The sequence below is a fragment of the Klebsiella sp. RC2 genome (assembly GCF_014192815.1).
GTDB classification, from domain to species: Bacteria; Pseudomonadota; Gammaproteobacteria; order Enterobacterales; family Enterobacteriaceae; genus Klebsiella; species Klebsiella variicola.
This window is the reverse complement of record NZ_JACHYL010000008.1, coordinates 104,991-123,605: the sequence shown is the minus strand read 5'-3', so window position 1 is coordinate 123,605 and position 18,615 is coordinate 104,991. Positions and strand designations below refer to the sequence as shown.

At 58.8% G+C, this 18,615-nt stretch carries 22 protein-coding genes; 7 read left to right on the top strand and 15 right to left on the bottom strand.

The window, feature by feature from the left end:
- Positions 1–19: 19 nt before the first annotated feature.
- The gene (locus FHW76_RS22505; RefSeq protein ID WP_002906779.1) at positions 20–241 is read right to left on the bottom strand and encodes a YgdI/YgdR family lipoprotein; all 222 of its coding nucleotides are present in this window, start codon (positions 239–241) and stop codon (positions 20–22) included.
- A gap of 156 nt (positions 242–397) precedes the next feature.
- Positions 398–1,459 carry a YncE family protein gene (locus FHW76_RS22500; protein WP_008804698.1) on the bottom strand — a complete coding sequence of 354 codons (1,062 nt, stop codon included), beginning with the start codon at positions 1,457–1,459 and terminating at the stop codon, positions 398–400.
- 259 nt (positions 1,460–1,718) lie between these two features.
- Here FHW76_RS22500 and pqqU point away from each other — a divergent pair, with 259 nt between their 5' ends.
- Complete coding sequence (gene pqqU, locus FHW76_RS22495; RefSeq protein WP_008804697.1) at positions 1,719–3,824, top strand: TonB-dependent receptor PqqU; 2,106 nt, start codon at positions 1,719–1,721, stop codon at positions 3,822–3,824.
- A 72-nt stretch (positions 3,825–3,896) separates the two neighbouring features.
- Here pqqU and FHW76_RS22490 read toward each other — a convergent pair whose 3' ends face one another.
- Together FHW76_RS22490 and FHW76_RS22485 are read right to left on the bottom strand one after the other, a co-directional pair.
- Entirely contained in the window at positions 3,897–4,196 is a 300-nt protein-coding gene (locus FHW76_RS22490) for a DUF406 domain-containing protein (RefSeq protein WP_016161172.1), read from the bottom strand.
- 89 nt (positions 4,197–4,285) lie between these two features.
- Positions 4,286–4,516, bottom strand: a complete 231-nt coding sequence (locus FHW76_RS22485) for a hypothetical protein (RefSeq protein WP_046620343.1) — start codon at positions 4,514–4,516, stop codon at positions 4,286–4,288.
- On the opposite strand from FHW76_RS22485, the gene rihA reads away from it, so the two are divergent.
- Entirely contained in the window at positions 4,478–5,413 is a 936-nt protein-coding gene (gene rihA, locus FHW76_RS22480) for a pyrimidine-specific ribonucleoside hydrolase RihA (protein WP_016161173.1), read from the top strand. The genes FHW76_RS22485 and rihA overlap by 39 nt on opposite strands.
- Positions 5,414–5,475: 62 nt before the next feature.
- Here the strand turns inward: rihA and FHW76_RS22475 are convergent, their stop codons facing one another.
- Both FHW76_RS22475 and FHW76_RS22470 read right to left on the bottom strand, forming a co-directional pair.
- Entirely contained in the window at positions 5,476–6,519 is a 1,044-nt protein-coding gene (locus tag FHW76_RS22475; RefSeq protein ID WP_183477010.1) for an NADP-dependent oxidoreductase, read from the bottom strand.
- 65 nt (positions 6,520–6,584) lie between these two features.
- Positions 6,585–7,166: an XRE family transcriptional regulator gene (locus tag FHW76_RS22470; RefSeq protein ID WP_008804693.1), complete on the bottom strand. Its 582-nt coding sequence runs from the start codon at positions 7,164–7,166 to the stop codon at positions 6,585–6,587.
- 162 nt (positions 7,167–7,328) lie between these two features.
- Here FHW76_RS22470 and FHW76_RS22465 point away from each other — a divergent pair, with 162 nt between their 5' ends.
- Entirely contained in the window at positions 7,329–7,847 is a 519-nt protein-coding gene (locus FHW76_RS22465) for a GNAT family N-acetyltransferase (protein WP_012541564.1), read from the top strand.
- Positions 7,844–8,293 carry a DMT family transporter gene (locus tag FHW76_RS22460; RefSeq protein WP_008804691.1) on the top strand — a complete coding sequence of 150 codons (450 nt, stop codon included), beginning with the start codon at positions 7,844–7,846 and terminating at the stop codon, positions 8,291–8,293. The genes FHW76_RS22465 and FHW76_RS22460 overlap by 4 nt, the downstream gene beginning before the upstream one ends.
- An 8-nt stretch (positions 8,294–8,301) precedes the next feature.
- Here FHW76_RS22460 and FHW76_RS22455 read toward each other — a convergent pair whose 3' ends face one another.
- A complete protein-coding gene (locus FHW76_RS22455) occupies positions 8,302–8,535 on the bottom strand; it encodes a YdcY family protein (protein WP_008804690.1) in 234 nt (77 codons plus the stop codon).
- A 16-nt stretch (positions 8,536–8,551) separates the two neighbouring features.
- On the bottom strand, positions 8,552–10,150 hold the full coding sequence (locus tag FHW76_RS22450) for an ABC transporter substrate-binding protein (RefSeq protein ID WP_183477008.1): 1,599 nt from the start codon (positions 10,148–10,150) through the stop codon (positions 8,552–8,554).
- A gap of 269 nt (positions 10,151–10,419) precedes the next feature.
- On the opposite strand from FHW76_RS22450, the gene FHW76_RS22445 reads away from it, so the two are divergent.
- Entirely contained in the window at positions 10,420–11,853 is a 1,434-nt protein-coding gene (locus FHW76_RS22445; RefSeq protein WP_131032857.1) for an aldehyde dehydrogenase, read from the top strand.
- Positions 11,854–11,865: 12 nt separating this feature from the next.
- On the opposite strand, the gene FHW76_RS22440 is transcribed toward FHW76_RS22445, so the two are convergent.
- Both FHW76_RS22440 and FHW76_RS22435 read right to left on the bottom strand, forming a co-directional pair.
- Positions 11,866–12,615, bottom strand: a complete 750-nt coding sequence (locus FHW76_RS22440) for an alpha/beta fold hydrolase (protein ID WP_008804687.1) — start codon at positions 12,613–12,615, stop codon at positions 11,866–11,868.
- 87 nt (positions 12,616–12,702) lie between these two features.
- The gene (locus FHW76_RS22435) at positions 12,703–12,876 is read right to left on the bottom strand and encodes a GhoT/OrtT family toxin (RefSeq protein ID WP_008804686.1); all 174 of its coding nucleotides are present in this window, start codon (positions 12,874–12,876) and stop codon (positions 12,703–12,705) included.
- A 195-nt stretch (positions 12,877–13,071) separates the two neighbouring features.
- Here FHW76_RS22435 and yncL point away from each other — a divergent pair, with 195 nt between their 5' ends.
- Positions 13,072–13,164 (top strand): stress response membrane protein YncL, encoded by a 93-nt coding sequence (gene yncL, locus FHW76_RS22430; protein ID WP_012968073.1) that lies wholly within the window; start codon positions 13,072–13,074, stop codon positions 13,162–13,164.
- Between the two features lie 52 nt (positions 13,165–13,216).
- Here yncL and FHW76_RS22425 read toward each other — a convergent pair whose 3' ends face one another.
- Positions 13,217–13,468 carry a hypothetical protein gene (locus FHW76_RS22425; protein WP_008804685.1) on the bottom strand — a complete coding sequence of 84 codons (252 nt, stop codon included), beginning with the start codon at positions 13,466–13,468 and terminating at the stop codon, positions 13,217–13,219.
- 492 nt (positions 13,469–13,960) lie between these two features.
- On the opposite strand from FHW76_RS22425, the gene FHW76_RS22420 reads away from it, so the two are divergent.
- The gene (locus tag FHW76_RS22420) at positions 13,961–14,083 is read left to right on the top strand and encodes a small membrane protein (RefSeq protein ID WP_004175940.1); all 123 of its coding nucleotides are present in this window, start codon (positions 13,961–13,963) and stop codon (positions 14,081–14,083) included.
- Positions 14,084–14,415: 332 nt separating this feature from the next.
- Here the strand turns inward: FHW76_RS22420 and patD are convergent, their stop codons facing one another.
- Genes patD through FHW76_RS22400 form a run of 4 tightly spaced genes read right to left on the bottom strand, consistent with a single transcriptional unit; the run spans position 14,416 to position 18,606 of the window.
- Positions 14,416–15,843 (bottom strand): aminobutyraldehyde dehydrogenase, encoded by a 1,428-nt coding sequence (patD, locus tag FHW76_RS22415; RefSeq protein WP_012541560.1) that lies wholly within the window; start codon positions 15,841–15,843, stop codon positions 14,416–14,418.
- A 22-nt stretch (positions 15,844–15,865) separates the two neighbouring features.
- Positions 15,866–16,672 (bottom strand): ABC transporter permease, encoded by an 807-nt coding sequence (locus tag FHW76_RS22410; RefSeq protein ID WP_008804683.1) that lies wholly within the window; start codon positions 16,670–16,672, stop codon positions 15,866–15,868.
- Positions 16,662–17,591, bottom strand: coding sequence for an ABC transporter permease (locus FHW76_RS22405; protein ID WP_012541559.1), 930 nt, complete (start codon positions 17,589–17,591; stop codon positions 16,662–16,664). Before FHW76_RS22405 ends, FHW76_RS22410 begins: the two co-directional genes overlap by 11 nt.
- Before the next feature lies 1 nt (position 17,592).
- Positions 17,593–18,606 (bottom strand): ABC transporter ATP-binding protein, encoded by a 1,014-nt coding sequence (locus FHW76_RS22400; RefSeq protein ID WP_008804681.1) that lies wholly within the window; start codon positions 18,604–18,606, stop codon positions 17,593–17,595.
- Positions 18,607–18,615: the final 9 nt, after the last annotated feature.

Here is an 18,615-nt window from a genome sequence, read left to right as displayed (position 1 = left end):
CAAACCGGGAGGTCAGGATTTAGTTATCCTCAACCAGCTGCGACACGTCGCTACTGTTAATTTCCCGCTTATTACCCGACTCATCGATATAGCTGGTCATCCCCGTTTCTTTATCCAGCTGCGGCTTGCCGTGGGTGACGATCGTCTGACCGCTTTTGGTGGTCATAACGTAGTTGGACGAACAGCCTGCCAGCAGCGCCAGCATCGCACCGGCGCAAATCACCATAAATGGCTTTTTCATTTTATCTCCACTGATTACCACTGCCCGCGCAAGGCGGGAAAGCGTTAAGTGTATAACCATCTGGTTTATCAGGCCAATACGCGTTTGTAACAGAGGGTGAGGTGCCGGGCGGCATGCGGGGCGCGACCTTGACCGATCGTCGTCGCCCCGGGCATCTTACAGCGCGATGCGGATCACGTCGTCCGGCGCGGTGGCCTCTTTCTCACGGCTGGAAGCCTGTTTCACGCTGACATACAGCGTTTTGCCGTCATCAGAAAGCGCCAGGCTGTTGGGGTGAGTCGGCGTTTTAAAGGTCTTCACGATCTTGTAGCGCTTGCCATCGATAACGCTGACTTCCCCGGCCTTACGGTGCGTCACATAGGCTTCATTACGCGTCGGGTTAAACAGCACCGCCAGCGATTCCGGCGCGGCGATTTTCTCCAGCACCTTACCATCGCGGGTATCGACCACCAGCACTTCCGGCTGCTTGCTGTCGGTAATAAAGGCGCGGTGACCGGCGGTATCAAGGCTCAGGTTTAAGTAGAAGTGCGCTTTGCCATCGTCCTGCAATTTCTTGCGCGACACAATGGTATTGCTCTCGCTGTCGATGGTCAGCAGTTCGCCGTCGGCATTGGTGGTATAGAGGCGTTTCGCCTGCGGATCGATCGCCAGACCCGTCGCCATTGCCCCGGTGCCGGTAATAGTGGTTTTCAGCTTCAGGGTCGCGCCATCTACCACCCAAATCACGCTCTCTTTGCCCAGACCGGTAATGTAGACCGTGTTGGTCTGCTCATTGACCGCCAGCTCGCGCGGTTGCAGTGGGCGTACGGTTTCACTGCGCTGACGCTCGTCCAGCACCAGACGCCCTTTCACGGCGCCGGTTTTGGCGTCAATGGCGGTGACGGTGCTGTCGACGGTATTGCCAAACCACAGCGTGCCGGTGGCATGGTTGATAGCAGCGCCGAACGGCTTCAGATCGTTGTGAATAATCTGCGTCACGTCCAGGGTGGTGGGGTCAAGACGATAAACAATACCGCCCTTGTCCAGTGAGCGACTCTGCGACGTGGCGACCCATAACGCGTTCTCCTGCTGGCTGTAGGCCATTTCGTAGGCCCCTTTTCCGACGGCCTTACGCAGCATCTCATCCGCAGCGTGGGCGCTAAAGCTACCTGCCAGCAGCAGAGAGGTGAATAACAGTGAATGGCGCAGACGCGGCGCGGCAAAATGACGTAGTGACATGACGACTCCCTTTGATAAACCAGTATGTGCTGACCCGACATCGCTTCCGGCGGTAAAGTCCTGGCTTTACCCTTATTTTTGAATGCGAATAGTAATCATTATTTATCTCAAAGTGGAGCGCTAATTGTTGTTGTTCGGTAAATTCATCAGCAAGAAGCACTATCCGTTAACCAACGGCGGTTAATAATTTTCAAATGTTTTACAAACGGGGTAACATATCTACATATGTTCCATTTGGTTCGTCTCCCGAGTACTATCGATGAAAATCCTGTCCGTGCGTCACGCCGCCCTGCCGGCGCTGCTGCTACCGCTGATTGCCGCGGCCCAGACCGCTGATGAACAAACCATGGTGGTGACCGCCGCGCCAACCACTGTTTCTGAACTGGATACCCCCGCCGCCGTCAGCGTGGTCAATGGGGATGAAATGCGCCAGGCCGCCCCGCGCGTCAATCTCTCTGAATCACTGGGCGCCGTACCGGGCCTGCAGGTGCAGAACCGGCAAAACTATGCCCAGGATCTGCAACTGTCGATTCGTGGTTTTGGCTCTCGCTCCACCTATGGCGTGCGCGGGCTACGCATCTATGTCGATGGTATTCCGGCGACCATGCCCGACGGCCAGGGGCAGACCTCGAATATCGATATTGGCAGCGTCGACACCATTGAGGTGCTGCGCGGCCCCTTCTCTGCCCTGTACGGTAACTCGTCCGGCGGGGTGATCAACGTCACCAGCCAGACCGGCACCCAGCCGCCCACCGTGGAAGCCAGCAGCTACTATGGCAGCTTCGGTACCTGGCACTACGGGATGAAGGCCACTGGCGCCGTTGGCGACGGCAGCCATGCAGGCGATGTGGATTACACGGTCTCGACCAACCGCTTCACCACTCATGGCTATCGCGATCACAGCGGCGCACGCAAGAATCTGGCGAACGCCCGACTGGGAGTGCGCATCAACGATGTCAGTAAGCTGACGCTGCTGCTGAACAGCGTGGATATCAAAGCCAATGACGCCGGCGGCTTAACCGCCGACGAATGGCGCGATAACCCGCGCCAGTCGCCGCGCGGCGACCAGTATAATACCCGCAAGAATACCCGGCAGACCCAGGCCGGCCTACGCTATGAGCGCCAGCTGAGCGCCCAGGACGATCTCAGCGTCATGATGTACGCCGGTGAACGTGAAACCACGCAGTTCCAGTCGATCCCGCGCGCGCCGCAGCTGAAACCGAGCCATGCCGGCGGGGTGATCGATCTCACCCGTCACTACCAGGGAATCGATACCCGCCTGACCCATCGCGGAGAGCTGCTGGTGCCCGTCACCCTGACCGCCGGTCTCGATTACGAGAACATGAGCGAGCGCCGTAAAGGGTATGAAAACTTTGTGATGGTCAACGGCGCGCCGCAGTATGGCGAACAGGGTGCGCTGCGCCGTAACGAACGCAACCTGATGTGGAACGTCGACCCCTACCTGCAGACCCAGTGGCAGTTAACGGACAAACTCTCGCTCGATGCCGGGGTTCGCTACAGCTCAGTATGGTTCGACTCGAATGACTACTACATCACCCCAGGCAATGGCGATGACAGCGGTGATGCCAGCTATCACAAGTGGCTGCCCGCAGGCTCGCTGAAGTATGCTCTGACCGACGCGTGGAACGTCTACCTCTCCGCTGGCCGCGGCTTCGAGACGCCGACCATTAACGAACTGTCATACCGCTCCGATAACCAGAGCGGCCTTAATTTCGGCCTGAAGCCCTCCACCAACGACACAGTGGAGATCGGCAGTAAGACGCGGCTCGGCAATGGGCTGCTCACCGCCGCCCTGTTCCAGACCAATACCGATAATGAGATCGTGGTCGACAGCAGCAGCGGCGGGCGCACCAGCTATAAAAACGCCGGCAAAACCCGTCGTCAGGGGATGGAGCTGGGACTGGATCAGCAGTTTGGCGAGAGCTGGCGTCTGAAGGCGGCATGGACCTGGCTGGACGCGACCTATCGCACCAACGTCTGCGACGACGCCAGCTGCAACGGCAACCGCATTCCGGGGATCGCACGCAATATGGGCTACGCCTCCTTTGGCTATCAGCCGGAGCAGGGCTGGTACGCCGGCAGCGATATTCGCTACATGAGCGACATCATGGCCAATGACGAAAACACGGCTAAAGCGCCTTCCTGGACGGTGGTTGGCCTGACGACCGGCTATAAATGGAGCTACGGCAGGATGGACATGGATCTGTTCGGCCGCGTCGACAACCTGTTCGACCGGGAGTACGTCGGGTCCGTTATCGTAAACGAGTCCAACGGGCGCTACTACGAGCCTGCTCCCGGACGCAACTACGGCATCGGCCTGAACCTCGCCTGGCGCTTCGAATAGCACGCCCCTTCCCCGCCGGCGGTGATTGGCGGGGAAGGCTTAACGATGTGGCGTTTTCCCCACGGACGCGGGTTAAAGCAGATTTCGCAGGGATAACTCGAAAATGATCTTTTCCGCCTGGCAGGAGAAAGCGATGGCGAGATCGAGTTTAACCTCGTCGCCAACGGCGGCGATGGTGTAATCGACCTGCGGCGGTTCACTGGCCGGCGCCGCGGCGGCAGCACGTTCGCGCACGGCGGCTACGGTGGATTCCGCTTCTTCGCGGCTCGGGAACATTTTCTCAGCCCGGTAGACGCAGTCCTCGTTATCAATGATGGTACCGACATCAATGGCGCAGCCTTTGGTGCTGCATTTATCTACTACATCTTTCATCGTAATAACCTCTCGAGTTTTCTTAAGGATAAGAATCCGCTCACCGAAAAGCAAACCATTAATATCCGTAAGGATTAGCAATTTTTCTATTATATCGCGCCGCGGCGGGCGCCAGCTTGCGCCATCGCAAGGTGAGGCAATATGACTGCCGACGATCGCCTGACGATACGCGATGCCATCGCAGCAATCGTGGCCTCCATCACACTATTCTGTACACCATCTCGTCTGCCTCGCCTCACAGCGTTAGTCTGGTCACAGAACAACGCCAATAAGGAGCTGCTATGGCACTGCCGATGATGATTGATTGCGATCCGGGACATGATGACGCGATCGCCCTGGTCCTCGCCCTCGCCTCGCCGGAGCTGGAGGTGAAAGCCGTCACCGCTTCCGCGGGCAACCAGACCCCGGAGAAGACCCTGCGCAACGTGCTGCGTATGCTGACGCTGCTGAACCGGCCGGATATCCCGGTGGCCGGCGGCGCGTGGAAGCCGTTGATGCGCGATCTGATCATCGCCGATAACGTGCACGGCGAGAGCGGACTGGATGGCCCGAGCCTGCCGGAACCAACCTTTGCCCCGCAGAACTGCACCGCCGTCGAGCTGATGGCCAGGGTGCTGCGGGAAAGCCAGGAGCCGGTGACTCTGGTGGCCACCGGGCCGCAGACTAACGTGGCGTTGCTGCTCGCCAGCCACCCGGAGCTGCACGCGAAAATCGCCCGCATCGTGATCATGGGGGGCGCAATGGGGCTGGGCAACTGGCAGCCGGCGGCGGAGTTTAATATTTTCGTCGATCCGCAGGCGGCGGAAATGGTCTTTCAGTCCGGGATCCCGGTGGTGATGGCGGGGCTGGATGTTACGCATCGGGCGCAAATCCTTCCCGCCGATATCGAGCGATTCCGCCAGATTGGCAATCCGGTGTCGACCATTGTCGCCGAGCTGCTCGACTTCTTTATGGCCTACCACAAGGATGAAAAGTGGGGCTTCGACGGCGCGCCGCTGCACGATCCCTGCACCATCGCCTGGCTCCTCAAGCCGGAGATCTTCACCACTATCGAACGCTGGGTCGGCGTGGAAACGGAAGGAAAATATACCCAGGGGATGACGGTGGTCGATTACTACCATCTGACCGGCAATCGGCCCAATACTACCCTGATGCTGGATGTCGACCGTGAAGCCTTTGTCGATCTGCTCGCCCAGCGGTTAACCTTTTACGCCTGACACGCCTCCCATGCCCCTTTTCCCTCACGGGAAAAGGGGCAGAGTAAGTTGGATCCGCCGGACTAGTCGTCGGCCGCGACGCGGATCACCACTTTACCGAAGTTCTCACCTTTCAACAGGCCGATCAGCGCCTGCGGCGCCTGATCCAGACCGTCGATCAGTTGTTCGCGATATTTAATTTTCCCCTCTTGCACCCAGCGCCCCATCTGCTGCTGGAATTCCGCGATCCGATGCCCGTAATCCTGGCCGATAATAAAGCCCTGCATCCGGATGCGCTTCTTGAGGATGGTCGCCATCAGCAGCGGCAGACGATCCGGTCCGTCTGGCAAACCGGTGGCGTTATAGCCGCTTACAAGCCCGCAGACCGGTACCCGCGCTGCGGTATTCAGCAGCGGCAGCACCGCGTCAAAAACCTTGCCGCCGACGTTTTCGTAGTAAACGTCAATGCCCTGCGGGCAGGCCTGGGCCAGCTGTTCGGCAAAATCATCCGCACGATGGTCAAGGCAGACATCAAAGCCTAACGTCTCAACCGCATACCGACACTTCTCCGCGCCTCCAGCGATGCCGACGGTGCGGCAGCCCTTAATTTTGCCGATCTGTCCGACCGTGGCGCCAACCGGCCCGGTCGCCGCAGCGACCACCAGCGTTTCGCCCGCCTTCGGCTGGCCGATGTCCAGCAATCCCATGTAGGCGGTGAAGCCCGGCATCCCCAGAACTCCCAGCGACCATGACGGGTGTTGCGGGTCGTCACCCAGCTTCACCAGTCCGTTGCCGTCGGAGAGTTCATAATCCTGCCAGCCGCTGTAGCCCAGCACCCAGTCGCCGGGTTGATAATCGGCATGATTTGAGCTGACCACGCGACTCACGGTCCCTCCCACCATCACCGCGCCAATGGCCACCGGTGGCGAATAAGAAGGCGCGTCGCTCATGCGCCCGCGCATATAGGGATCGAGCGATAAAAAAACGGTACGCAGCAGAACCTGCCCCTGCCCCGGCCCCGGCGTCGGCACCTCGCTCTCTTCCAGGCGGAAATTCTCTGCCGTCGGTTCACCATGGGGGCGGGAAGCCAGTACCCAGCGGCGATGGCGTTGCGGTTGATCTGTCATAGCAAACTCCTCTTGTTAGCAGACAGTACTGAGGCTAGCTGCTTTATGCGCAACGTGCTTTACCATTAAGAGCCGGATGGCGATTGATTAAGGCGAACCACCAGATAGACGCAGGTCTCCGCGGATTCATTGATAAAGCGACAATCGTTGGGCGGGCCAAGCTCCAGACAATCCCCCTTCTGCATCTCATGACGGGTAGTCCCTTCGACGAACACCAGCTCGCCCTGCTGCAGCCAGATCAGCTGGCGGGCGAGCGCATAGGAAGAGGCCGGCATGGGCACATCGCTGCCGGGCGGCAGCTCAATCTGCACCAGATCTATCGGCAGATCGCTGCGCGGCGAGACGTGGCGGCGGAGATAGTGGCTTTGCGGGTCGTGCCACACCGGCTGGCTGGCAAAGCGCAGCAGCTTACCCTCCTGCATTTCCGCCCGGGCGATCAGCGTCGACATACTGATGCCGAAGGCGCCGGAAAGACGGCCCAGCATCGAGGCCGTCGGGCTGCTTTCGCCGCGCTCGATTTTATGGATCATCGCCCGCGAGGCGCCGGCCCGTTCGGCGAGGTCGTTCAGCGACCAACCGCGGGACTCACGCTCGATGCGGATGCGCGCACTGATGCGCTGATTGAGGTTGTCTTCTATAGTATTCATAACGTAATACTATAGTGTGCACCCACCCATTACACAACTGCTCGTCGGGCCGCGTGCTTACCGGGTCATCCGTAAAAATTATGCGGAAAACGGATGACAGCGCGATGTTCATTATTGTAATAATATCGTACTACTATAGTGTACAAAAAACTGAGGTTTGCTATGTCCATCCGCCCTGCCATTAAAGACGACTGTGCAGCGATCGCCGAAATCTATAACCACGCCGTCGTGCATACCGCCGCCATCTGGAATGATAAAACCGTGGATACCGACAACCGTATCGCGTGGTTTGAAGCCCGCCAGCTGGCCGGCTTTCCGGTGCTGGTGAACGAGGAAAACGGCGTCATCACCGGCTATTCCTCGTTTGGCGACTGGCGCGCGTTTGACGGTTTCCGCCACACCGTGGAGCATTCGGTGTACGTTCACCCCGATCATCAGGGGAAAGGGCTGGGTCGCAAACTGCTGGTTGCGCTGATCGCCGAAGCGCGTCGGCTGAATAAACATGTGATGGTCGCCGGTATTGAATCGCAGAACCACGCTTCGCTGCATCTGCATGAAACGCTGGGCTTTATCACCACCGGGCAGATGCCGCAGGTAGGAACCAAATTTGGTCGCTGGCTGGATCTCACCTTTATGCAGCTGCAGCTGGATGAGCGTCAGGACCCGGACGGCAAGGCATGAATGCATCGCTCACCCTCGCCTGTCTGGTCGCCGCCGGCGTTGGTCTCGTGGTGCAGAATACCCTGATGGTGCGCATCACCCAGTCGGCGTCGACGATCCTTATCGCCATGCTGCTCAATTCGCTGGTGGGGATCGTTATTTTCGTGACGATGTTACTGCTGCGCCAGGGCGTCGCCGGCTTTCAGGAGCTGGCCCTGAGCGTGAAGTGGTGGACGCTGATCCCCGGCCTGCTGGGGTCCTTTTTCGTCTTCGCCAGCATCAGCGGCTATCAGACCGTGGGCGCGGCCACCACCATTGCGGTACTGGTCGCCAGCCAGCTGGTTGGCGGGTTGATCATGGATTTAGTTCGCGCCCACGGCGTGCCGGTGCGGGCGCTGATCGGGCCGGTATGCGGCGCGGTGATGCTGGTGGTGGGCGCCTGGCTGGTGGCCAGGCGCCAGTTCTGAGCGCATCTTCAGAGGATCGCGCCGCCTTTCGTCAGCTGCTCGCGGCGTGCGTCCTGCTCTTCCTGATGCTGTCGCCCATGGTGGGCGATGGCAGTGCGCAGGCGCTGCTGCTGGGTATAGCGTTCCTCACGACTGAGTTGTGGATCATCGCTCAGGGCGATCAGCAGCTCATTCATATGAGTGATAACGCCCTCGGCAAGGGTGTCATCGACTTTGACGATAACCTCATCCAGATGTGCCATCCGGTTCTCCTTTCGCTTAATTCAGCTTCGCTTTGGAAAAATCGCTCCCCATCATGCTCACGCGGTAGCCGCTGACGTTGCTACGGGTGGCATAGAAGGTCTTGCCGGTCGCCAGGGTGATCCACGGCGCCTGCTGGTAGAAGATCTCTTGCGCCTGTTCATAAAGTTTGGCACGCGCCTGCGGATCGCTCACCAGCAGCGCTTTCTTCACCAGCGCGTCATAGGACTTATCGCACCAGCGAGCGGCGTTGGGGCCGGTCTGGATATTATCACAGCTGAGCAGCGTGCCGGCAAAGTTGTCCGGGTCGCCGTTGTCCGACATCCAGCCATACAGGGCGCTGTCGTGCTCCCCTTTGCGCATACCGGCAAGGTATTCGCCCCATTCGTAGCTGACAATCTTCGCTTTGACGCCCACTTTAGCCCAGTCGTTTTGGATCATTTCGGCGATCCGCTTCGAGTTCGGGTTGTACGGACGCTGGACCGGCATCGACCACAGGGTTACTTCCGCTCCTTGCTCCAGACCCGCCTGCTTGAGCAGCGCTTTGGCTTTCTGCGGATCGTAATCATAGTCCGGGAGATCTTTCTTATACCCGAGCATCGTCGACGGGATCGGTGATTTCGCCACGCTGCCGGAATCGAGGAATACCGCCTTGACGATCGCCTGCTTGTCGGTGGCATAGTTTAATGCCTGGCGCACCAGCACATTATCAAACGGTTTTTTCTCCGTGTTGAACGCCAGATAGCCGACATTCAGCGCCTCAACCGCATGCAGCGCCAGATCTTTATTGCCCTTAATCACCGGGAACTGAACCGGCGAAGGCGCAGGAATAATCTGGCACTCGTTGGTCTGCAGTTTCGCCAGACGGGTCTCGACGTTCGGCGTAATGGAGAAGATCAGGTGCTTAGTCGGCACCTCGCCTTCCCAGTAGTGGGGGTTGGCGATATAGCGGATTTGGGAATCCACTTTATACTGCTGCAGGGCATACGGCCCGGTATCGACAGGCCAGTTATCAACATTCTCCGGCGTCCCTTTCTTCAGCATCGCCTCGCCATACTCCGCCGACAGAATAGAGGCGAAGTCCATGCCCCAGTCGGCAAGAAACGCCGCGTTCGGCTCGTTAAGCACGAACTGGACGTGATAGTCATCGACCTTTTTCACCGACTTAATCAACTTATCGAGGCCCACGTCGTGGAAGTACTCATAGTTCCCCTGCGACACTTTGTGATAGGGATGCTGAGGATCCATCTGGCGCAGCACGGAAAACAGGACGTCGTCGGCGTTAAAATCGCGGGTTGGTTTGAAGAATTTGTTGCTGTTGAACTTCACCCCCTGACGCAGAGTAAAGGTCCAGGTTTTGCCATCCTCAGAGACGTGCCACTCGGTGGCCAGCGACGGGATCGGCGTGTTCTTCACCGGGTCAAAGGTGACCAGGCGGTTATACAGCACCTGCGAGCTGGCGACGAACGACGGGCCGGAGCTGGCGATTTGCGGATTAAAGGACTCCGGAGAGGCTTCTGAGCAGTAGACCAGTGTGTCATTGCCTGCGGCCCAGGCGGCGCCGGCCGGCAGCAGTGCGCTCAGCAGCAGCGCCAGCGTGGTTTTCCCTGTAGACATGGTTATAAGTCCTGATTATTGATTATAAGAACCGTAATATCAGCACAGGCGCCCGCCCCCGGCAAATAATCAATGGCTATCACCTTATGCAAATCACGCTGAAATCGCTGGTTTAATCGGCGTAGCGCTGTTTTTTACGCCAGCAAGTGTCGGGATGTTGTGAGCCACACATAATTCCTGCAAAAAAATGTGCGATAACCGCCCTGCTCACGCTCACTGTCAGTAGTGCCCGGTACACTGGGGGAACCGCAGAACAAGAGGTTTCCACCATGACAATCACCTGCAATCTGTACATTGACGGCCAGTGGCACGATGCCGAAGGCCGCCGCACCTTTACCCGACGCCACCCGGCCCACGACGACGTCGCCTCGGTGGCCGCGGCCGCCAGTCTCGCCGACGGCAAACGCTGCGTCGAAGCCGCGGCCAAAGCCTTCCCGCTGTGGCGTGATACCTCTCCGGCGGAACGACGCCGTTTACTGCTCGACGCGGCGGAACATATGCTGTTGCGGGAGGCTAAATTTATCGCCGCCATGGCGGCGGAGACCGGCGCGACCGCGCACTGGGCCGGCTTTAACGTTCATCTGGCGGCCGATATCCTGCGCGAAGCGGCGGCGCTGACCACCCAAATTGAAGGGCAAATTATTCCCTCCAACGTGCCGGGCAACCTGGCGATGGGCGTCCGCCAGGGGGCGGGGGTGGTACTGGGCATGGCGCCGTGGAACGCACCGCTGATTCTGGCTACCCGGGCGCTGGCAACGCCGCTGGCCTGCGGCAACGCAGTGATCCTCAAGGGCGCGGAGCTGTCGCCGGCCACTCAGGGACTGATTATCGACGCCCTTGACGCGGCGGGCTTCCCACCGGGGGTGGTGAACTATCTTACCTGTGCGCCTGAAGATGCGCCGGCGCTGGTGGAATCGCTGATCGCCCACCCGGCGGTGCGGCGCGTTAACTTTACCGGATCCACGCCGGTGGGGCGGATTATCGCCCGCACCTGCGGGCAATATCTTAAACCAGCGGTGCTGGAGCTCGGCGGTAAAGCGCCGCTGCTGGTGCTGGACGATGCTGATATCGAGCAAGCGGCGGCGGGCGCGGTTTTTGGCGCCTTCGCCAACGCCGGCCAGATCTGCATGTCCACCGAGCGCATTATTGTCGACAACGCCGTAGCGGAGGTGTTTATCCCGCTGCTGGCCAGGCGCGCCGCCGCCCTGCCCGCCAGCCTGACGGGGCCGGTGGTTGATATGAACACCATCACCCGCTGCAACGCGTTAATCGACGATGCGTTAGCCAAAGGCGCTCGCCTGCTAACCGGTGGTAAAGCCAGCGATACCCACATGGCGCCGACCTTGCTGGACGGCGTGACCCGCGACATGCGGCTGTGGAACGAAGAGTCCTTCGGCCCTGTAAAAGCGATTATTCGGGTTAAGAATGAAGAAGAGGCGCTGACGGTAGCCAACGACAGTGAATACGGTCTTTCCGCTGCGGTCTACAGCCGCGACAGCGCCAGAGCGTGGAACGTGGCGCAACGTCTGCAAACGGGCATTTGCCATATCAATGGCCCAACGGTGCATGATGAAGCGCAAATGCCGTTTGGCGGCTGCAAAGCCTCGGGCTATGGCCGCTTTGGGGGTCGGGCCGGCATCGCGGAATTCACCGAGCTGCGCTGGATAACACTCCAGACCCAGCCCCGCGAACTCCCTTTCTGAGCCGGTATTCTTTTAACCCTGGCTGGCGATGATCTGCGCCAGCCCTTGCGGATTCTCCCACGCCATCGAGTGCCCCCCGCGGGGCACAATCCCGACCGGGATCCCTTGCGCCTCAGCCAGGTCAATATCGGCATAAGGCAGGGAGAGCTCGCCAACGATCAGCCTTTTTTGACAGTGCAGCTGGCAGAGCTGAGTAAACCAGGGGGTATCGCTGCCGCGCATCAGGCTGCTGGCGGCCCGCCAGACGGCCCAGGGCGCGCTGTTTTGCAAACAGCCAGCCCATGGCGAGCGCTCCTCAGCCAGCATTCTGGCATAGCCTTCGGCAATAAAGGCCGCCTCTGTCTGCGCCGCAATGCGCCTGCTGTACTCACCGCCGCCGGCAAACAGATTGGGTTCTGAGACCAGCAGCGTGGTCACGCGCTCGCCCAACAGCCCCGCCGCTTCGATGGCGATGCTTCCTCCCATGCTATGACCGAACAGCGCGAAGCGCTGCAGACGCAGGTGGTTAAGTAGCTGCTCCACGACCCGTGCCTGAATATGTATGTTGTAACTAAAGTCGTGCGGTTTATCGCTGTAGCCGAAGCCTGGCAGATCGATGAGTATTTTACGCCGTCCGTTCAGCGCAGGATCGCTGGCGACGCGGGGATAATCGTAGGATGACGCACAGCCGAGACCGTGGATAAACACCACCGGGAGGCCATCTCCCGGAAGATCGAGCCAACGCAGCGTGGCGCCTGCGACGGAAGAAAAGAAACCGTTCACCTGTATGCCTCCATGATAAAATTACTGGTTTTTTATACAGTAACCTTACCCTTTCCGCCACCCTTTTCTGCCGTCCGGTATCTGGGGTTAAAACAGCGAGACGAGCAGCGCCATCGGGAAGCTGAACGGCCAGGTGGCGCCGATCAACAGGGCCGCCAGCAGGCGGATCACCCGGCTCTCTTTGGTCAAAAACCAGCTAATCACGGCGCATATCACGCCCATAATGGCGTAAAACACCAGCATTTTTTGATATAACGTCATTCTTACTCTTCCTTCCCTGAGGGGCGTTCCATGGTGGGATGATTATCTGCCATGACGTCGTGATTCAGAGATACCTGTATAACAAATTCTGAAACGGGCTGAATATTGAGAATAAAGCCTGATTCGTCTTAATCCGATAGCGCAACCGCAGGCGCCGTACTATACCTTTAGGGACTTACTCATTAAGGTGGCGTTATGGATGTCTCCAGCAAAACCGTCATTCTGATTAATGTCTGCGCCGCGTGCGTACTTATCAGCCTGCTGTCCGTGAGATTTGGCTGGTTTTAATGATTTTACTCAGCAACGAAACCTAAAAAAGCAGCCCCCAGGGGCTGCTTTTTTACGCGCGAACACGGGCGATATTATAAAGGTTATAAGCGACAGGTGCTGCCTGGCCTGCCGCAATAACCTTATTAAGCTCCGGGTTATAGTGCGGCAGAAAATTCATCTGTTCGCTATCCCATTCGGCGGCAGCGCAGACGGCCTGCCCCACTCCCGCGTTCTCACAGCCCTGAATGCGTTTTGCCGGGGCGTTACCATAGCTCAGCGTCACAGCGCCGATAGCCAGCAGAATAAAAGCCAAAATTTTCACAACGACATCAACGTTAAAACCTAATATGCGCTAAATGATCGCATGAGCAGCGACGGAAAGTCAAACCCGGGAGCACCCGCAACCCGCCTGCAGCCCGCATTTTGGCCGGACTCACGGAATATTTAATATTCAGAACAAATATCATGCAATAACAGCAAATATTAAATCCTTATTTATAGTCGTGAAATAATTTCGGTTCAGGGCAATTCCATTGGTCTGATAAAGATAATATGTCCCCGTTCTCAGGGGGAAAAGATTGTCGCCGCATTCACCAAAAATGCGATATTCCGCGCAGGGCCTCCATCTTAATACGATAAAAGGCCGCTACAAGCCGTTGTTACATAACCCCTTCATTGTGGATCTCGCGGTTAATCGCCAAAAATAGCGCTAAATGACAACAAATATCATTTGCCTTCCATTCAGATAATACTTACATTCATAACTATTGGTAATGTTTTGGCGCCAGGGCGCTTTTTATATTTCGAGGTGGATATGTCCGGAATCATCACGCTGGTCATCGCGCTGATCCTGCTGGTCGCGGCGGTGTATAATCTTATTTCCTATATTCGTGACCGTCGTAGCGCCAGTTTACCGAGCAAAAAAACCAAGCGCTGAATGGCGGCCAGACGATGCGTTTCCTGATGGTCATTCGGTCTTCATCCCGCGATGCGGCGGGCATAAAAAAGCCCCTGCCAACAGGCAGAGGCCAGTATACGGTCGCGAACCGCGACGCTGTCGCCTCACCCGCCGGGCGCGACGCGCCCAGGGTGACTGGCGGACCCCATCCGGCGCTTATCTCCGGCACTCACATTGGCTTAGCTCTTGAAGGGGCATCAGAATAATCTCATATCCCCCTCGCAGAGTTTTGACAATTTTTGCCATTGTGACTATTAGCGAACTAACACAACCATCGCGCAATCATCGCCAGCCACTAAAGGGTCAATGCTTTAGCCATGCTTAACCATGACATGGCGGACCACCGTGTAATCCTCAAGGCCATACATCGACATGTCCTTTCCGTAGCCCGACAGTTTCTGGCCGCCGTGCGGCATTTCGCTCACCAGCATAAAGTGGGTGTTGACCCAGGTGCAGCCATACTGCAGCCTGGCACTAAGCCGGTGGGCACGGCCTACATCTTTCGTCCATACTGAGGACGCCAGACCATACTGGGAATCATTCGCCCAGCTCAGGGCCTGCGCTTCATCGCTGAAAGGCGTCACACTGACCACCGGGCCAAACACTTCGCGCTGCACAATGGCGTCTTCCTGCCGGGCGCCGGCAAGCAGCGTCGGCTGGAAGTAATAGCCCGCGCCGTCAGCCCGGCGACCGCCGGTGACCACCTTAATATGCGGTAGTGCCTTTGCGGCTTCCACTGCGGCACTAACCCTTTCAAGATGCGCCAGCGAGCTCAGCGGTCCCAGCTCGGTAGAGGCATCCTCTGGCGCACCCATTTTCAGGCTGGCCACCGCCGCCCCAAGTTTCTCCACCAGTTGGTCGTAAATACCCTGCTGAGCGTAGATCCGGCAGGCAGCCGTGCAGTCCTGGCCGGCGTTATAAAAGCCGAAGGTTCGTACCCCGTCGACTACCGCATCGATATCCGCGTCGTCAAAAACAATGACCGGCGCCTTGCCGCCCAGCTCCATGTGGGTGCGTTTGATCGACGAGGCGGTATGGCTGATGATATGGGCCCCGGTGGCAATCGACCCGGTCAGCGACACCATTCGCACTTTGGCATGCGAGGTCAGCGGGTCGCCTACCGTTTTGCCGCGGCCAAACAGCACGTTGATCACCCCTTCGGGGAAGATATCTTTTGCCAGCTCCGCCAGCTTCAGCGCCGTCAGGGGGGTGATCTCCGAGGGTTTTATCACCACGCAATTGCCTGCCGCCAGCGCCGGGGCCAGCTTCCAGGCCGCCATCATCAGGGGATAATTCCAGGGGGCGATAGAGGCCACCACGCCCACCGGGTCGCGGCGGATCATTGAGGTATGCCCTTCGAGATACTCTCCGGCGGCCATTCCCGGCAGGCAGCGGGCGGCGCCGGCGAAGAAGCGGAAGACGTCCGCAATGGCCGGCATCTCATCGTTAATCACGCAGTGCAGCGGCTTGCCACAGTTCAGCGACTCCAGCTGCGCCAGGGTCTCCGCCTGCGCCGCGATAGCGTCCGCCAGCTTCAGCAAGCATTCCGAGCGCGTTTTCGGCGTTGTCTGGCTCCAGGCATCGAACGCCCGATCCGCCGCCTCAACGGCGGCATCGACCTGGGCCGCTGTCGCTTCGGCAATCTCCAGGATCACATCGCCGGTCGCAGGGTTGTATACCGGCACCTTTTCGCCTTCACCTGCCACTAACTTACCGTTTATCAAAAGGTTGTGTTGCATAGCATTATCCTGTTTCATGGTTTTATTTCCCGTTTCCGGCGTCGTTATCGCCGTCGCGGGTGAGCCACCAGGCCCCTAAGATTGGTATCGTCGTTACCAGCATCACCAACAGCGCGACAACGTTGGTGACGGGCACATCGCGCGGCCGCCCCAGCTGATTCAGTAACCACAGCGGCAATGTTCGCTCATGCCCCGCGGTAAAAGTGGTGACGATAATTTCATCAAACGACAGGGCGAAGGCCAGCATTCCCCCCGCCAGCAGCGCCGATCCCAGATTGGGCAACACCACGTAGCGAAAGGTCTGCCAGCCGGTCGCGCCCAGGTCCATCGAGGCTTCCACCAGGCTCCACGAGGTCCGACGAAAGCGGGCAATGACGTTGTTAAAGACCACCACCACACAAAAGGTCGCGTGCCCCACCACAATGGTCAGTAGCCCCGGCTCGAGACCGACGGCTTTAAACGCCGTCAGCAGCGCCAGGCCGGTAATGATCCCCGGCAGGGCGATCGGTAACAGCAGCAGTAGCGATACCGCATTCTTACCAAAAAAAGTGCTGCGCCACAGGGCACCTGCAGCCAGCGTGCCAAGTACTAAGGCAATGGCCGTCGACAGGGCGGCAATTTTAAGTGACAACGTCACGGATTCGAGAATATCGCTACGCCCTGCTGCCTCGCTAAACCAGCGTAGCGTCAGCCCCTGCGGCGGAAAGCTGAAGGCCGCATCCTCCGTATTAAAAGCATAGATGGCAATGATCAGCAGCGGGAAGTGGAGGAACACCACGCCGCCCCAGGTCGCCAGTTGCAGATACCAGGGTGCGCGTTCAGAGTGCATCGAAGGCTCCCAGACGTTTCACGAACGCCAGATAAAGGGCAATCAGCACGATCGGCACGAGGGTGAACGCCGCCGCCATCGGCATATTGCCTATCGCCCCCTGCTGCGAGTAGACCATGTTGCCGATAAAGTACCCCGGCGGCCCGACCAGCTGCGGCACGATAAAGTCGCCCAGCGTCAGCGAGAAGGTGAAAATCGATCCGGCGGCAATACCAGGGATAGCCAGCGGCAGAACCACATAGCGGAAGGTCTGTCGTGGCCCGGCGCCAAGATCGGCCGACGCCTGCAGCAAGGAGCCCGGAATGCGCTCCAGCGCCGCCTGCACCGGCAGGATCATAAACGGCAGCCAGATGTAGACGAACACCAGAAAGCGTCCCAGCCCGGAGGTGGACAAGGTGTTGCCGCCGATCGCCGGGACGGTCAGAAGCGCATTCAGCGCCCCTTCCAGTCCAAGATGGCCCAGAAACCACTGCGCCACACCATCTTTGGCCAGCAGCAGTACCCACGCGTAGGCTTTGACGATATAGCTGGCCCACATCGGCAGCATCACCGCGATATAAAAGAAAGCCTTCATTTTGCCGCTGGTATAGCGAGCCATGTACCAGGCCATCGGCAGCGCCAGCATGGCGCTGGCGAGCGTCACACTCAGGGCCATTACCAGGGTACGGACAATAATGTCGTAATTGGCGGGATTGAACAGCGCCCGCAGGTTGGCCAGCGTAAAGTCGCTGGTCACCGACATGGTGAAGTCGTCAAAGGTATAAATACTCTGCCACAGCAGGGTCAGGAGCGATCCCAGATAGACGATACCAAACCACATCAGCGGCCCGAGCAGCAGTAAAAACAGGCCCAATGCTGGCCGACGCCAGAAGATCCCGGATACGCGCCCGGCCTGCGCAGGAATCATCGCCATGGTCATCTCAGCCTCCGCTTTCCAGCGGGGTCATCGCCGACCGCGACCATGACGCCAGCACCGTTTGCCCCATTCGCGGGGCGCTGGCTGCCGCCGCGCCATCGATATTCGCCTGGCTGACCAGCAGCTTGTCCCCCTCCGCCAGCCTGAGCTCAATCCGCGTCGCCGCCCCCTGATACTGTACCGCCTGCACTACGCCCTGAACCTGAACCTCGCCGCCGCCCTGCAGGCGAACATGCTCCGGACGCAGCGACCAGCTACCCGGCATGCCGCACAATCGCCGGGCCGCCTCGGCTTCAAAAACGTTGGCTGTGCCGACAAAGCCAGCGACAAACGCGGTCTTCGGATGCAGATAGAGATCCTGCGGCGCATCCACCTGTTCGATGCGCCCATTGTTAAACACCGCCACGCGGTCTGACATCGACAACGCTTCGCTCTGGTCGTGGGTCACGAAGATAAAAGTTATCCCCAGCGACTGCTGCAGCTTTTTCAGCTCCACCTGCATCTGCTCGCGCAGCTTCAAATCCAGCGCACCCAGCGGCTCATCGAGCAGCAGCACCCGCGGCTGGTTCACCAGCGCCCGGGCAATAGCGACCCGCTGCCGCTGGCCGCCGGAGAGCTGAGAAGGCTTACGATGATGAGCAAAGCCAAGGGCCACCTTTTCCAGCGCTTCCTGGGCGCGGGCATGGCGCGCTTTCTTCGCCATGCCTTTGACCATCAGGCCGTAGGCGACGTTGTCGAGGATCGACATATGGGGAAACAGCGCATAGTCCTGGAACACCGTATTCACATCCCGCTGCCAGGGCGGCAGTTCGCTGGCCGGCTGACCGAAAATACGGATGGTGCCGCCGGAGAGCTGCTCGAAACCGGCAATCAGCCGCAGGCAGGTGGTTTTACCCGAACCGGAGGGCCCCAGCATCGAGAAAAATTCCCCATCGCGAATGCCTATGCTAACCCCATCTACGGCCCGCACATCGCCGTACAGGCGCGATACATTCTGAAACTCGACCGCGTACGTCATTGTCTGCCT